The organism is Gordonia sp. ABSL11-1, from assembly GCF_030315685.1.
Taxonomy (GTDB): Bacteria; Actinomycetota; Actinomycetes; order Mycobacteriales; family Mycobacteriaceae; genus Gordonia.
In genome coordinates this window covers 78,135-92,921 of record NZ_JASXSI010000006.1, presented here as the reverse complement: position 1 = coordinate 92,921, position 14,787 = coordinate 78,135, and the positions used below count along the sequence as shown (strand labels likewise).

Below are 14,787 nucleotides of genomic sequence, written 5' to 3'. Positions count from 1 at the left end.
GGGTCGAGCACAGCAGACGCCGTCAGGGAGTCAGCACGAAGAACCCGGTGAGCGTCACCGTGGTGGGCTGGCCGATGACCGCCGGTGACGGCGTCGCGCTGCTCGACGGCCTGCCCGCAGGCGGCGTGGATTCGGTGGTGGAGTCGTCGGCGTCGTAGGAGACGTCGTCGTCGGGAGCCAGTGGGTTGGCGTCGGTCCGTGTCGCCGTGGGGCAGGAGAAGGTACCCGACGCCCGGCCGCTCGACATCGAGCTGATCTTCAGCGGGCACGTGCCGGACTGATAATACGAACCGGCCACGGAGACACCGACAGTCGCGTTGATCGGCTTGGTCAGCGGTCCGACGGTCGGACGGACCGACCCGATCGGGGGAAGCACCCCGCCGGTGAGTTCGCCGACGAGGAACTCGATCTGGGCGCCGTCGGTACCGGGGCCGCGGAAGACGAACAGCAGGCTGTCGGGCGGCACCTCGGGATCGGGATTGCCCCACTTGGTGAATCCGAAGCAGGCGGAGTCGTCGTCGGCGGAGGTCGACGTGGAGATGCCGCCCGGGTTGTCGCGGGCGGTGCTCATACCGCTGCCGACGGCCACCCGCATCTCGCCCGTCCGGAAGGTCAGACCGTGGGCGGTGCGGTCGATGCGTCCGTGCGACGGTTCGTCTCGGCAGTCGGCCGCATCGAGTCGCGCGGACTCGGTGGGCGCCGCCGACGACGTCGGTGACGACGACGTGTCCGGCCCCATCGAGGTGCAGGCCGCCAGCCCGGTCAGAGCGACGAGGGCGACGGCCGGTGCGACGACGCGACCCAGCGATCGGTGCACGGACTGGCTCTCAATCCGCCGTTGCGACAAGGGGTTCGAGGGTCAGGTCGGGATGTTCCTTCTCCACGTACTGCAGTCGCCACTTGTCACTGAACAGTGCGAGCAGCGCACCGTCGGTCCGCGTGAAGACCTCGACGCCGCGCTGGCGGCCGAGTTCGACGGCGCTGTCGGCGTCGGTGCGGCGTGCCAGTGAGTATCCGAGCGGCTCGATGGTGGTGACCACGCCGAACTCGGATTTCATCCGTGCGGTGACGACCTCGAACTGCATGGGCCCGACCGCCGCGAGCACCGGAGATGCGTCGCCGCGCAGGTCGTTGCGCAGCACCTGGACGACACCCTCGCTGTCGAGTTGGTCCATCGCCTTGCGGAACTGCTTGTACTTGTCGGCCGTATTGACCCGCAACGCCGAGAAGTGTTCGGGCGCGAACGACGGGATCGGCGGGTACTGGACCTTCGGGTCGATGAACAGGGTGTCGCCGGGGGCGAGCGCCATCGCGTTCACCAGGCCGACGACGTCTCCCGGGTAGGCGAGGTCCACGGTCGAACGATCGCGGCCGAAGACGGCCTGAGCGTACTTGGTGGCGAACGGTTTTCCGGTCTGTGCATGTGTGACGACCATGCCGCGTTCGAATTCGCCGGACACGATCCGCATGTAGGCCAAGCGATCTCGATGACTGGCGTCCATCCCGGCCTGCACCTTGAACACGACGGCGCTGAACGGTTCGGTGACCTCGCGGACCGTGCCGTCGATGTCGGCGCGTCCCTCGGGTGCCGGCGCGAGCTCGACGAGGGTCTCGAGAAGTTGGCGGACACCGAAGTTGAGCATCGCCGATGCGAAGATCATCGGTGACGTCTGGCCGGCGAGGAACAGCTCCTGATCGTGGTCCTGGCCCATCTCGGTGAGCAGTTCGCTCTCCTCGAGCGCGGTGGTCCACTCGTCGCCCTCCCGGGCCGCCGCCGCGTCGGCGGCCATGATCTCCTCGGGAGCCACCTTCGCGCCGCCGGCCGTGCGGGTGAAGTGCACGTACTCGCCGGTGCGACGATCGAGCAGGCCGCGGAAGTCACCGGCGATGCCGACCGGGAAATAGAGCGGGGTCGGGGTGAGGCCGATCCGCTCGGTGATCTCGTCGATGAGTTCGAGCGGCGTCTGGCCGGGCCGGTCCCACTTGTTGATGACCGTGATGACGGGGATGCCCCGGTGTCGGCACACCTGGAACAGCTTGAGGGTCTGCGGCTCGAGGCCCTTCGCGGCGTCGATCAGCATCACCGCCGCGTCGACCGCGGTCAGGACGCGATAGGTGTCCTCGGAGAAGTCGGCGTGGCCGGGGGTGTCGACGAGGTTGATGACGTGCGGTGCGTCGTCGGGGCCGTCGTGCTCGCTGGTGTAGTTGAACTGCAGGGCGGTCGAACTCACCGAGATCCCGCGCGCCTTCTCCATCTCCATCCAGTCCGACACCGTCGACTTGCGTCCGGCCTTCCCGTGGATGGCGCCCGCCTCGCTGATCATCCGGGCGTGCAGGGCCAGCGCCTCGGTCATGGTCGACTTACCGGCGTCCGGGTGGCTGATGATGGCGAAGGTGCGACGCCGCTTCACCTCACGACCCACGGTGGCAGCATCAGAACTCACCCGACGAGGCTACCGGTCGGCCCGTGTACTGGGCAAAACCGTGCGGAGGTTGAATCCTGTGCCGGTTTTCGGCACAGGATTCAACAGTTGGTCGAGGTGGAACCGAAGACTGCGCCACCGCGTCGAATCGATGTGAAGGTCAGACAGTTGGTCGACGATTTCCTCGCGTCTCACGATGGCGTGATCACGACCGCGCAAGCGCTCGCCTGCGGGATGAGTCGTTCCGGTATCCAGCGTCGGGTGACATCTGGCGCATGGATCCGTCTGGCGGTCGGAGTGTTTCTCGCTGCGAACCACCTGCGAACGCTACGTGGTCGCGTTCGGATCTCCACCCTCACGGTGAGCCCGGAAGCCACCCTGGCCGGTGGCGCAGGCGCATGGTGGCAGGAGCTCGTCGACGCGTTCCCACCGACGATCTCGGTGGTGACGGACACGTGGGGGCGACACCCCAGGACGGCAGGAGGCACCCGGGTCATTCATCGCGTGCTGGATGCCCAGGACATCTCCGAGGTGGCCGGCCTCCGGGTGACTGGTGTCCCACTCACCGTGCTCGAGGCGGCGCACGAGATCGGGCCGAAGGTCCTCGACGATGCGCTGCTGAAGAAGCGGGTCACCTTGCAGGAGCTGGTCGCGGCACACGAGAGATATCCCCGACGACCCGGTGCGGTGGCCATGGCGACTCGCTTGTCCGCCCTGGAATCCGGGGCGCGTTCTGAAGCCGAACGTCGGACGGTCGCGTTGTTCCGTGGTGCCGACATCGCGGGATGGGTCGCGAACGAGACTGTGTGCGATCACCTTGCGGACTTCGTGTTCGACGCGGAGAAGGTCATCGTCGAGATCGACGGTTTCTCGTACCACCGCGATGCGAAGACGTTCCAACGCGACCGCACCAAGAGGAATGCATGGATTGCTGCTGGATGGATCGTTCTCAACTTCACATGGGACGACCTCACCACCCGTGGTGATCATGTGGTGGCTCAGGTCCGCGCGGTCATAGGTTGAAGGCTGCACCGGCAACCGGCACAGCCTTCAACCTCGACTCAGAACGACCCTCTACTCGAACGGAAGCGGCGGCATCGTGACGACCTGCGACGCGTAGCTGAGGCCCGCGCCGTAACCGAGGAGGAGGGCGGTGTCGCCCGGCTTCGCCGTTCCCGTCGACAGCAGGTCCTCCATGGCCAGCGGGATGGAGGCGGCCGACGTGTTGCCGGTGTGCTCGATGTCGTTCGCGACGGGCACACCTTCGCGGAGCTTCAGGTTCTTGGCGAGCAGGTCGTTGATACGGGTGTTGGCCTGGTGCGGCACGAAGACGTCGAGGTCCTCGGCACCGATCTTCGCGGCGTCGAGCGCGCGCTGCGCGACCTTGCCCATCTCGAACGCGGCCCAACGGAACACCGCGGTCCCCTCGAGACGCAGATACGGGCGATGGACGCGGTCGCCGTCGAGGAAGGTGACCCAGTCGATGTCCTGCCGGATGGCGTTGAACTGCGAGCCGTCACTGCCCCAGATGACCGGGCCGAGTTGCTGATCCTCCGTCGGTCCGACGACGACCGCGCCGGCGCCGTCGCCGAAGATGAAGCAGTTGGTGCGGTCGGTCATGTCGAGCGCGACCGACAGCTGTTCGGCGCCGATGACCAGCACGTGGGTCGCGCTGCCGCCGCGGACCATGTCCGATGCGAGTGCCATGCCGTAGCCGAAGCCCGCGCAACCGACGGTGACGTCGAACGCGGGGACGCCGTTGGCGCCCAGTTCGGTGGCGACCTTGGTCGCGCCGGCGGGAGTCAGCAGCAGATGGGTGTTGGTCGCCAAGATGACGGCGTCGATGTCGGTGCCCGAGAGAAGGGCGTTGGCGATCGCCTTGCGTCCGGCGGCGACGGCCATCTGGGTGACGTCCTCGTCGCGGCGGGCGAATCTCCTGGTCTTGATGCCGGTCCGCGTGTAGATCCACTCATCCGACGAGTCGATGTTCTCGCAGATCTCCTCGTTGGTGACGACCCGCTCCGGTCGGTACGCACCGATGCTGAGCATGCCGATGTTGTTGATCCCGGCAGAATCCGCAATCACAGCCATGAGTGTCCCTTTCACTATGCGACCCGCCATAGACCGTCTCACATCGACGGCTTACTGGGAAGTAGCCTCCTGCCGGCCCTGCCGCAGCGCGATCATCGCGCGATAGCGCTCGCGGTCGGCGGTCATCTGATGTCCGGGATCGTCGGCCGGCGGCGTCCACCCGTTCGACGTGATGTCGAGTCGGCCCGACCGCAGATCGTCGACGACGTCCGCCAACCATCCCAGTTCGGCGCGCGCCTCGGCGCCCCACAGTGCCATCCCGCGGATCGCGTGGGGTGGGACGTGCGGGTGGTCGGCCGGGTCGGTGTCGACGGGGACCTCGGTCACCGCTGCGGCCAGGGCGGCGTGGCGCCGATCGAGCAGCTCGATCGCCGCCTCCGGCTCGAGCAGCGGGAGCAGACCGAAAGCCGCGTGGAAATCGCGCCGGTCGAACACATTGACCGTGACGATCGCGTCGGTGAGGAGGCGCCGGAACTCGGTGTGGCCGTCGTCGGTCAACTCGTACACCGCGACATCCCGTGCGCCGTCCGCCAGGTCGTGCCGAACCGCGAGGCCGGAGGACACCAGCGAACCCAGCCCGTGATAGATCGACCCCGGATTGACGTTGGCCCACCGATCGACCTGCCAGGACATCAGTTCGCGGCGGATCTGGTAGCCGTTGACCGGCTCGAACAGCGCGACCGTGCCCAACAGGAGCAGTCGTGTGGTGTTCGAGGCCATGACTGACGACGGTAGTTCGCCGATGGCGTGCTCACCAGGACACTGGTCGACCTCAATTCGATGAATCCTCAGGGAGAGGCGAGTCAGTCTCACCGTGGTGGCGTCGGATTTCGTCGTTGACTTCTGATGTATCCACTGGAAAACTCATGCAGATATTCAAACTTGAATAGTGTCAGGCGGTGTCCGCCGCGACGACACGGATGGAGAGAGGAGACTCATGATCCACGCACGTGGGCTGGTACAGACATTCCACACCGGCCGGGGGAAACAGAAGAAGGAGGTCCGCGCCGTCGACGGCGTCGCTCTCGACATCTCCGAGGGGGAGGTCGTCGGCTTCCTGGGGCCCAACGGCGCCGGCAAGACCACGACCCTGCGGATGCTGACGACGTTGCTGCGCCCGACGGCCGGCACCGCGACCGTCAACGGCTACGACGTCGTCAAGGACGCCGTGATGGTGCGCCGCAGCATCGGATATGTCTCCCAGGCGGGTGGCACATTCAGTCAGGCGCAGGCCGGGGACGAGGTCGTCGACCACGGCATGCTCTACGGTATGTCGCGCGCCCAGGCGACCAAGCGGGGCAAGGAGCTGTTCACCCAGTTGCAGCTCGACGGGCTGTGGGAACGGATGCCGAAGAACATGTCCGGCGGCCAGAAGCGCCGGCTCGACATCGTCATGGGCCTCGTGCACGACCCGACCCTGGTCTTCCTCGACGAGCCGACCACCGGCCTGGATCCGCAGGCGCGGGCGAATCTCTGGGAACACATTCGGCGGTTGCGGACGCAGCAGGGTGCGACCGTGTTCCTGACCACCCACTATCTCGACGAGGCCGACGAGCTCTCCGATCGGATCATCATCATCGACAACGGCAAGATCGTCGCCGCGGACACGGCCGACAATCTGAAGGCCCAGGTGTCCGGTGATCTCGTGGCGCTCGAGGTCGCCGACGACGTACACGTGTCGGTCACCGCGCGCAAGCTCGAGTCGATCGGCACCGAGGTCGACACGGACGGACGGCACGTGCGCGGCCGTGTCCGTCGTGCCGGCCGCGAGGTGCCGGGACTGCTGCGCGATCTCGACTCCTCCGGTGTGTCATTGGATTCCATCGAGGTCATCCGTCCCACCCTCGACGACGTCTTCCTCACCCTCACCGGCCGTTCGCTGCGTGACGCGCAGGACGAAAATCCTGCCGACGAGCAGAACGTTGCCGAAGGTATTCCCGCCCAAGGAGTTTCGCAGTCATGACATTCCTCCGAGAGAGTCACATCGTGTTCCGGCGTCAGATCCGGATGAATCTCCGCAATCCCGCGTGGGTGCTCATCGGCGTCATGCAGCCGGTGCTCTACCTCCTGTTGTTCGGTCCCCTGCTCAAACCACTGGTCGCGCAGTTCCCCGGCGGCGCCGACAACGCCTACACGTTCCTGGTGCCCGGACTCCTGGTGCAGCTCGGCATCTTCGGCGCCTTCTTCGCCGGTTTCAGCCTGATCGGGGAATGGCGTGAAGGTGTGATCGAGGCCGAGCGCGTCACCCCGGCCAGCCGCACCGCCCTGCTCACCGGTCGCCTGTGGCGCGATGTCCTCCAACTGTTCGTCCAGGCGGTGATCCTCGTCGTACTCGGCCTGATCATGGGGATGCGCGGGTCGTTCGTGGGGATCGTGGTCGGCATCCTGATCACGCTCATCGTCGGCGGTGCCTGCGCCGCTGCGTCGAACGCGCTGGCGCTCACCACGAAGAGCGAGGACGTCATGGCGCCCGTGATCAACATGGTGATGATGCCGGTGCTGCTGCTGTCGGGCATCCTCCTGCCGATGACGCTGGGCCCGACGTGGCTTCAGCGGCTGAGTGACTTCATGCCGTTCCGCTGGATCGTCGACGGCGTCCGCGACAGCTTCGCCGGTGACATCCTCACCTCATCGGTCGCGTGGGGCCTGATCACCGCGCTCATCCTGGGTGCGCTCGGAACCTGGTGGGGCACTGCGGTCTTCCGCAAGGAAAACGCCTAGGTCCGTCGATCCCCGAGGAGCGAACTCGCGAGCGTCTCGAAGGGCGCGGGGACGAATCACCCCTCGAGGCTCGACTCCTTCGGCGCCGGTGGCAGCGTGACGACCGCACCCGCATAGCTGAGGCCGGCGCCGAACCCGAGCAGCAACGCGGTCTGACCGCCCTTGGCCTTTCCGCTGGCGAGCATCTCCTCCATGGCCAACGGGATCGAGGCCGCCGACGTGTTGCCGGTGTTCTCGATGTCGTTGGCCATCGGGACGTCGTCGGCGAGGCCGAGGTTCTTCTTCATGAGTTCGTTGATCCGGGCGTTGGCCTGATGCGGGACGAACACCTCGATGTCGTCGATGCTGACGCCCGAGGTCTCCAGCACGGTCGTCAGTGCCTTCGGCAGGGTGATGGCCGCCCACCGGAACACGCGTGAGCCCTGCATGGTCACGACCATCCGACCGACCGGTTCGCTCTCGGGATCCTTGTGCTGCCACTCCTGGGCGCGGTCCATGTACTCGGGGATGTCGTAGTTCTGGCCGATCGCCTCGGCGTTCTCACCGTCGCTGCCCCAGACGGTCGGGGAGATGCCGTTCTCTTCGCTCGGTCCGACGACCACGGCGCCGGCCCCGTCGCCGAAGATGAAGGCGGTGTTGCGATCGGTCGGCTCCATCACCACCGACATCGTCTCGACGCCGACGACGAGCACGTACTCGGCCGACCCGGCGCGGACGGTGTCCGCGGCGATGCCGAGTCCGTAGCCGAAGCCACCGCAGCCGGCGGCGACGTCATAGGCGGGAATCCCGTTGAGGCCGATGTCGAACGCGATGATGGGACCGCCGTGCGGGATCTTGGTCTTCCAGCTGTTCGTGGCCAAGATCAGCGCGCCGATCTTGTCCTTCGGTACGCCCGAGTTGCGGATGGCCCGTCCGGCGGCCTCGGCGGCCATCGATCGTGCGGTCTCGTCGCCGCTGATCCACCGACGGTTGCGGATGCCGCTGCGCTCGAAGATCCATTCGTCCGACGAGTCGAGGACCTCGCACACCTCGTCGTTGCTGACGAGGCGTGTGGGTCGGTAGGCGCCGATCCCGAGCATCGCGACGCATCGATGTCCGCTCCGCGCAGCAATCGCCACCGTTGTCTCCGTTCATCGATGAAATCGTGGGCGAGTGTGATTGTAGGCGTCGCCGCATCGGCCCGAGGCAGGCTTTGGTCCCGTTTCGTCCATGTCGCGTTCACCTGGGCTTTCGCCGGCGGATCCCGTCGGCGGTCCCGCGCACGCCGGAGAGCGTCGCCGGCCGCGCCGCTCACCCGGAGAGGGGCCAGACCGCCGGGATCACCAGCAGCGCGACCACCAGCCACCCGGCCATGATCGGCACACCGAGCCGCCAGTAGTCGCCGAACCGGTAGCCACCCGGTGTCATCACGATCATGTTCGCCGGCGTGGCGATCGGCGTCAGCAAGGAGGCCGCACCCGCGACGCACACCAGCATCAGCACGGGCCGGGCGTCGACGCCGACGTCCGCCGCCGCGGCGAGCGCGATCGGGATGACGATGAGCACCGTCGCGGCGTTGGAGATGAACTGGCCGAGGGCCGCGGTCAGCAGGAACAGCATGATGAGCAGGACGTACGGGCTGTGATCGGCCACCAGGTCGACGATCGGGCGTGCCACCAGCTCGGCGCCGCCGCTGTCGGCGATCGCCGTCGACATCGGGATCAGCGCCGCGATCAGCACGAGCGTGGGCCACGCGATAGCGCGGTACGCATGATCGGTGGTGATGACCCCGGTGAGGATCATCGCCAGTGCCGCGAGCAGCGCCGCGACGACGGCGGGCACCACGCCGGTCGCGAGCAGGACGATCATCGCCACCAGGATCGCGGCCGCGCGTGGGGCGCTGCGGCCCAGCGGTACGGTCTGGCGCCGCAGGGCTTCCGACGATGCGACCACCAGCACCCGGCGGTCGGCGGCCAACGCGTCGATCGCGCGCCACGGGCCGTGCACGAGGAGGGTGTCGCCTTCGCCGAGCTCGACGGCCCGCGGTCCGACGTCACGGCTGCGGCGGCGGATCGACAACACGAGCAGGCCGTCGTCGGCGCGGACCATGCCGGCCACCGCTCGGTCGCCGATCCACTCGGACCGTGGCGGGATGACCACCTCGGACAGGCCGGTGTCGCGGTCGATCAGTCTGCCCGAGCGTGGGTGTCGTCCCGCAATGTCCTCGACGGTGAGGCCGAGCCGGCGGGCGGCCTCGGTGACGGCCGTCCCGGGCCCGGACACCACGATCACGTCACCGTCCTCGAGTGGTTGGCCGGGGTCGAGGACGGCGGCGGTGGCCTCGCGCTGTGCGGCGACGGCGACGACACCGTCACCGACCTCGATGTCGGTGAGGACAGCCCCGACGACGGCCGAACCGGTGTCCACATGGAGCCGGAAGAGCCGGTCACCGAGCCCGTAGTGATCTGTCACCGTCCCGACGTAGTCGCTGAAATCGTCCGGGAGAGTGGTCGATTCGCGTCGCGGAAGCGCACGACGGCCGGTCAGCGTGGTGATCGCGACGGTCACCACGACGAGCGGGACGCCGACGACACCGAACTCGAAGTACCCGAATCCGTCGCCGGACCGGTCGACCATCGCCTCGTCGATGATCACGTTGACCGGGCTGCCCGACAGCGTCAGCAGCGATCCGGCGCTGCATCCGTACGCGAGCGGGATCAGCACGCGCGACGGCAGCATGTCGGCGTGACGGGCGAGGGCAACGGTCACCGGTACGAGCGCCGCGGCGGCTCCGTTGACGGTGATGAGTGCGGCCAGCAGCGCGGCGAGGATCATGACGACCGTGATGACCCGCGTCGGTGCGTCCCCCGCGATGCGGGTCATGGTGTGCCCGACCCAGGTGGTGATCCCGGACGCCTCGAGTCCCTCGCTGACGACGAACAGGGCGGCGATGAACACGATGACGGTTGCGCCGAGACCACTGGTCATGTCGTCGACGCTGACGAGTCCGCAGAAGTACAGGGCCAGGGCCGAGCCGATCGCGACGACCCCGACGGGCAGTCGGTTGACGATGAACAGCGCAACGGTCACGCCGAGGATGACGAGACTCAGGGCTGCATCCGACACCGTTCGATCGTCGCATCACGCGCACGGGTGCGCAGTGATCGACGCGGGTGGACCGCCGGCTCAGGTCACCAGGCGTGGACGAGATTCTGCGCGGACTCGAGGCCTTGGGCCACGAGCAGCTCGGTCGCATCGACACCGTTGCCGATCAGCAGTTCGACGTCGGCGCGCGCCGCCGACCCGAACGGCTTCAGCACGAAGTCGGCCGGATCCTGTCGGCCCGGCGGGCGGCCGATGCCGAGCCGGACGCGGAGATAGTCACGCGACCCGATGGCCTGGCTGATCGAGCGCAGACCGTTGTGACCGCCCTCGCCGCCACCTTGTTTGAGCCGCACGAGCCCGAAGTCGATGTCGAGCTCGTCGTGGAGCACGATCAGGTCGTCGGGGGCGACGTTGTAGAACTTCGCCAGCGGCCCGATCTGGCGGCCGCATTCGTTCATGAAATTGCGCGGCTTCGCGATGAGTGCCTGCCGGCCGGCGAGGGTGATCGGGGCGACCTCGGCACCCGACTTCTTGTGCAGCTTCCACCGCTCGCCGACCGAGGCGACGAGGCCATCGGCGACCATCGCGCCGATGTTGTGCCTCGTCTTCTCGTACTTCGGACCGGGGTTACCCAGTCCGACAATCAATTTCACTGATCAGTGGTGAGCAGTGGGTTACTCTGCGGACTCGTCCGCGGGAGCCTGCTCCTCCTCGTCGGAGCCGGGGGTCTCGGCGCCGGCCTCTTCGGCCTCTTCCTCGAGCTCGGAGGTGGTCGGGGCCTCGTTGACCGCGACGATCAGGACCTCGGGGTCGCTGATCAGGGTGACACCCTCCGGCAGGTCCAGGTCGGAGCCGTGCACGGCGTTGCCGGCCTCGATACCCTCGACGTTGACGGTGATCTGCTCGGGGATCGAGAGGGCGTCGGCCTCGATCTCGACGACGCTGGCGTCCTGCACGACCAGGGTGCCCGGCGCGGCGTCGCCCTCGACGACGATGGTGACGTCGACGGTGACCTTCTCGCCGCGGCGGATGACCAGGAGGTCGACGTGCTCGATGTAATTGCGGATCGGGTGGACGTCGACCTGCTTGGTCAGCGCGAGCTGGCTCGCACCCTCGATGTCCAGGTCGATGATCGCGTTGGTGCCGTTGTTACGCAGGATGGCGGCCAGTTCGAGGGCCGGCAGGCTCAGGTGCTGCGGGTCGGTGCCGTGGCCGTAGAGGACGGCGGGGACGTTGCCGGCGCGACGGGCGCGACGCGCGGCGCCCTTGCCCTTCTCGGAGCGGGTGCTGACGGTCAGCTTGCTGGTCTGGGTGGCCATGGTGCTTCTCCTCGTTGTGCGGTTCTTTCGACGAACCGCGGTGGTCTTCGGGGGTCGCGACGAACGGCAACGACCGAGAACCAGCCTGTGCGGGCGTCGAAGGCCCGGGGAGGAGATCCGCGATGGTCGCGCCGATAACGGTGATCACTCACCCTCGCCGAGACAACGGTGACAAGAATAGCCGACGGTCGGGGCCGGTGTCACATCACCGCAGGCCACGGTGGCGCGGACCCGCGCAGGGCAGCGCAGCGCGATGCGTTGATTCGGGTTCGGCGTGACCGCCCGTCGCAGGCATACTGAACCGCATGACCTCGCAGACACCGATCGAGATCGTGACCGCGTTCCTCGACGCCCTGGCCCGTGACGATGTGGCCGCAGCCCTCGCGAACGTCGACGACGACATCGCATACACGAACGTCTCGATGCCGACCGTGCACGGGAAGAAGAAGGTCGCGGGCATCTTCCGGCAGGTCGAGAAGGCCTCGTGGGCCGGCTTCGACTACCGGATGATCAACGTCTCGGCCGACGGCCCGGTCGTCCTCACCGAGCGGATCGACGAGCTCCGGTTCGGCCGCGTCGCCATCCGGTTCTGGGTGTGCGGGCGTTTCGAGATCGGCGATGGCCGGATCACGGTGTGGCGGGACTACTTCGACTACCTCGACATGACGAAGGGCCTGCTTCGGGCCGTCGTCGGTGCGGTGATCCCGGCAGTGCAGCGACGGATGCCGTCGGACGGGGTCACCGCCTGACGCTCTCGGCGCCCGACGATGACCCCTGGGGAGAGGCGTACGACGCTGCGCGTCAGGCAACCTCGAGTTCCGGCGAGTACATCTCGATCCAGTGATACAGATCGAGCACACGATCCATCTGTGTCCGCACGTCGGGAGCGATGGCATGCGCGTCGGCTGACACCATGTCCTTGACGGTCCGGCGGTCGACGAGATCGAAGACCTGATGCCCGGATTCGGCGGCGATGTCGCTGAGCTGATGCTGCAGCGTCTCGGTGTACTTGACGTCCTGTGTCGACGGATACGGCGACTTCGTGCGGTCGACCACCGACTGCGGCAACACGTGTTTCGTCGCGTGACGCAGCAGGCTCTTCTCCCGGCCGTCGAACGTCTTGAAGGCCCACGGGGTGTTGTAGACGTACTCGACCAGACGGTGATCGCAGAACGGCACACGCACCTCGAGACCCGCCGCCATCGATGCGCGGTCCTTGCGATCGAGCAGCATCCGTACGAAGCGGGTCAGGTGGAGGTGGCAGATCACCCGCATGCGCCGTTCGTCTGCCGACTCACCGTCGACCTCCGGGATCGAGGCGAGCGCGGTCCGGTACTGATCGGCGATGTAGGTGTCGATGTCGAGGACGCGCTGCATCTCCGGCGTGAGCATCGAATAGCGGGACCGGGTCAGGGCGCTTCCGAACGCGAGCCACGGGAAGGTGTCTGCCCCGCGGGCCTCGTCGTCGAAGAACCATCGGTACCCGCCGAACACCTCGTCGGCGGACTCACCGGACAGCGCCACCGTCGACTCGGCGTGGATGGCCGTGAAGAGCAGGTAGAGCGACGAGTCCATGTCGCCCAGGCCCGCCGGGATGTCGCGGGCGCCGATGACTGCCCGACGTACGTCGGGGTCGGTGAGGTCGGCGGGGTTGAGGACGACGTCGCGGTGCATCGAGCCGACGTGGGACGCCACGTCACGCACGAAGGGCGAGTCCGGGGTGTCGCGCATCTCATCCGGCCGGAAGTTGTCCTCCTGATCGACGAAGTCGACCGAATAGCTGTGCACGCGTTGGCCTTCGGCGCCGAGACGCGCAGCGGCCAGTCCGGTGAGCGCGCTCGAGTCCAGTCCGCCGGACAGCAGGACGCACCGAGGTACGTCGGCGACGAGTTGCCGGTCGACGATGTCGGTCATCAGGTCACGTACGTGCCCTACGGTGTCGTCGAGACCGTCGCGGTGTGGATGAGCGGGCAGCGACCAGTAGGTGCGGGTCGCGCAGCCGTCTCGCGAGACGGTGACCACGGTGCCCGGCTCGACCTCCCGGATGTGTTTCCACATCGACCATCCCGGTGCCTTGGTGACCGCAAACAACTCGCGGAAGCCGTCGGCGTCCACGGTGTGTGGGACCCGGGGATTGGCGAGGATCGCTTTCGGCTCCGAGCCGAACACGACACCGTCGGACGTCTCGGAGAAGTAGAAGGGCTTGATGCCCAAGCGGTCCCGCACCATGACGAGCTCTTCGGTGCGACCGTCCCAGATCGCGAACGCGTACATGCCGTTGAGTCGGTCCACCACGGCGGTTCCCCACTCGAGATAACCGCGTAGTACGACTTCGGTGTCGCTGTCGGTGTGGAACTCGTGGCCCGCCGCGATCAGTTCGGTACGCAGCTCACGAAAGTTGTACGTCTCGCCGCTGTAGACGATGGCCAGGTCCCCGCTGCCGGTCGGGGTCACCATCGGTTGGTGACCCAGCGGCAGGTCGATGATCGCCAGCCGGCGATGTCCCAGTCCCACATGATCATCGACGTAGGTTCCGACATCATCCGGTCCGCGATCGCTCATCGTCGCGGTCATCTCTTCGAGAATGCGCTTCTTGCTTGATATCTCGCTGGTGAAACCCACCCACCCGGTAATTCCGCACATAGAACGCCCCCACTTCTAGTGATTAGCGATGCTAAATGAATCGGCAATTCCGTTGTAACACGGAACTAACCTGGGGGGCGACGCGGCTTGTCGCCATCGCGAAGAATGTCCGAAAGGTCGTGCCGGATCGGGTCCGAGGGGGTGTCTCAGAGGATCTCGTCGAGCCGGTCCACCGGCCGCGCGAGACGGGTTCCCTTGTCGGTCACCACGAATGGACGCTCGACGAGGATGGGGTGTTGCACCATCTCGGTCAGCACCTTGTCCTCGGGCAGCGATGCTAGGTCGAGCTCTTTGTAGAGGGATTCCCGCTTGCGCACGGCCTCGCGGACGGTCAATCCCGCGTCGCTGATCAGAGTGGTGAGTTGCTCGCGTGTGAAGGGCTGATCGAGGTACTTCACGACGGTCGGTTCGATCCCGGCGTCGCGCAGCTTCTCGAGGGCCTTGCGCGAGGTCGAGCACTTCGGATTGTGATAGATCGTCGCGTCCACGCACGACACACTACCCGG

General features: G+C 66.9%; 14 protein-coding genes and 1 pseudogene. 5 read left to right on the top strand and 10 right to left on the bottom strand.

Translation table 11 applies throughout. The annotated features are described in order from the left end of the window. Window positions 1-22: 22 nt before the first annotated feature. Window positions 23-817, bottom strand: a complete 795-nt coding sequence (locus tag QSJ19_RS09105; RefSeq protein ID WP_286319809.1) for a hypothetical protein — start codon at window positions 815-817, stop codon at window positions 23-25. Window positions 818-827: 10 nt separating this feature from the next. Next, a complete protein-coding gene (locus tag QSJ19_RS09100; RefSeq protein WP_286319808.1) occupies window positions 828-2,444 on the bottom strand; it encodes a peptide chain release factor 3 in 1,617 nt (538 codons plus the stop codon). Here QSJ19_RS09100 and QSJ19_RS26770 point away from each other — a divergent pair. Together QSJ19_RS26770 and QSJ19_RS09090 are read left to right on the top strand one after the other, a co-directional pair. Continuing rightward, window positions 2,331-2,717, top strand: a pseudogene (locus QSJ19_RS26770) (type IV toxin-antitoxin system AbiEi family antitoxin domain-containing protein); the annotation flags it as partial. The gene QSJ19_RS09100 and the pseudogene QSJ19_RS26770 sit on opposite strands and share 114 nt — an antisense overlap. Before the next feature lie 66 nt (window positions 2,718-2,783). Continuing rightward, complete coding sequence (locus QSJ19_RS09090; RefSeq protein WP_286320019.1) at window positions 2,784-3,446, top strand: endonuclease domain-containing protein; 663 nt, start codon at window positions 2,784-2,786, stop codon at window positions 3,444-3,446. 51 nt (window positions 3,447-3,497) lie between these two features. Here QSJ19_RS09090 and QSJ19_RS09085 read toward each other — a convergent pair whose 3' ends face one another. Then, on the bottom strand, window positions 3,498-4,514 hold the full coding sequence (locus QSJ19_RS09085; RefSeq protein WP_286319806.1) for a beta-ketoacyl-ACP synthase III: 1,017 nt from the start codon (window positions 4,512-4,514) through the stop codon (window positions 3,498-3,500). Window positions 4,515-4,565: 51 nt separating this feature from the next. Beyond that, window positions 4,566-5,234, bottom strand: coding sequence for a PadR family transcriptional regulator (locus QSJ19_RS09080; RefSeq protein ID WP_286319804.1), 669 nt, complete (start codon window positions 5,232-5,234; stop codon window positions 4,566-4,568). A gap of 217 nt (window positions 5,235-5,451) precedes the next feature. Between QSJ19_RS09080 and QSJ19_RS09075 the strand changes: the two genes are divergently transcribed. Together QSJ19_RS09075 and QSJ19_RS09070 are read left to right on the top strand one after the other, a co-directional pair. Then, window positions 5,452-6,477 carry an ATP-binding cassette domain-containing protein gene (locus tag QSJ19_RS09075; RefSeq protein ID WP_286319802.1) on the top strand — a complete coding sequence of 342 codons (1,026 nt, stop codon included), beginning with the start codon at window positions 5,452-5,454 and terminating at the stop codon, window positions 6,475-6,477. Continuing rightward, on the top strand, window positions 6,474-7,235 hold the full coding sequence (locus QSJ19_RS09070) for an ABC transporter permease (RefSeq protein ID WP_187585276.1): 762 nt from the start codon (window positions 6,474-6,476) through the stop codon (window positions 7,233-7,235). The genes QSJ19_RS09075 and QSJ19_RS09070 overlap by 4 nt, the downstream gene beginning before the upstream one ends. A gap of 56 nt (window positions 7,236-7,291) precedes the next feature. On the opposite strand, the gene QSJ19_RS09065 is transcribed toward QSJ19_RS09070, so the two are convergent. From QSJ19_RS09065 to QSJ19_RS09050, 4 genes are all read right to left on the bottom strand, one after another. After that, entirely contained in the window at window positions 7,292-8,314 is a 1,023-nt protein-coding gene (locus QSJ19_RS09065; protein WP_286320018.1) for a beta-ketoacyl-ACP synthase 3, read from the bottom strand. 211 nt (window positions 8,315-8,525) lie between these two features. Further along, window positions 8,526-10,340 carry an SLC13 family permease gene (locus tag QSJ19_RS09060; protein ID WP_286319801.1) on the bottom strand — a complete coding sequence of 605 codons (1,815 nt, stop codon included), beginning with the start codon at window positions 10,338-10,340 and terminating at the stop codon, window positions 8,526-8,528. Between the two features lie 65 nt (window positions 10,341-10,405). Further along, window positions 10,406-10,972, bottom strand: a complete 567-nt coding sequence (gene pth, locus QSJ19_RS09055; RefSeq protein WP_286319799.1) for an aminoacyl-tRNA hydrolase — start codon at window positions 10,970-10,972, stop codon at window positions 10,406-10,408. Window positions 10,973-10,993: 21 nt separating this feature from the next. After that, window positions 10,994-11,638: a 50S ribosomal protein L25/general stress protein Ctc gene (locus QSJ19_RS09050; RefSeq protein WP_286319797.1), complete on the bottom strand. Its 645-nt coding sequence runs from the start codon at window positions 11,636-11,638 to the stop codon at window positions 10,994-10,996. Between the two features lie 305 nt (window positions 11,639-11,943). Here QSJ19_RS09050 and QSJ19_RS09045 point away from each other — a divergent pair, with 305 nt between their 5' ends. Beyond that, window positions 11,944-12,387 carry a limonene-1,2-epoxide hydrolase family protein gene (locus tag QSJ19_RS09045; RefSeq protein WP_286319796.1) on the top strand — a complete coding sequence of 148 codons (444 nt, stop codon included), beginning with the start codon at window positions 11,944-11,946 and terminating at the stop codon, window positions 12,385-12,387. A 52-nt stretch (window positions 12,388-12,439) separates the two neighbouring features. On the opposite strand, the gene asnB is transcribed toward QSJ19_RS09045, so the two are convergent. Further along, the gene (gene asnB, locus QSJ19_RS09040; protein ID WP_286319795.1) at window positions 12,440-14,281 is read right to left on the bottom strand and encodes an asparagine synthase (glutamine-hydrolyzing); all 1,842 of its coding nucleotides are present in this window, start codon (window positions 14,279-14,281) and stop codon (window positions 12,440-12,442) included. Between the two features lie 146 nt (window positions 14,282-14,427). Beyond that, window positions 14,428-14,769, bottom strand: coding sequence for an arsenate reductase (glutaredoxin) (gene arsC, locus QSJ19_RS09035; protein WP_286319792.1), 342 nt, complete (start codon window positions 14,767-14,769; stop codon window positions 14,428-14,430). Window positions 14,770-14,787: the final 18 nt, after the last annotated feature.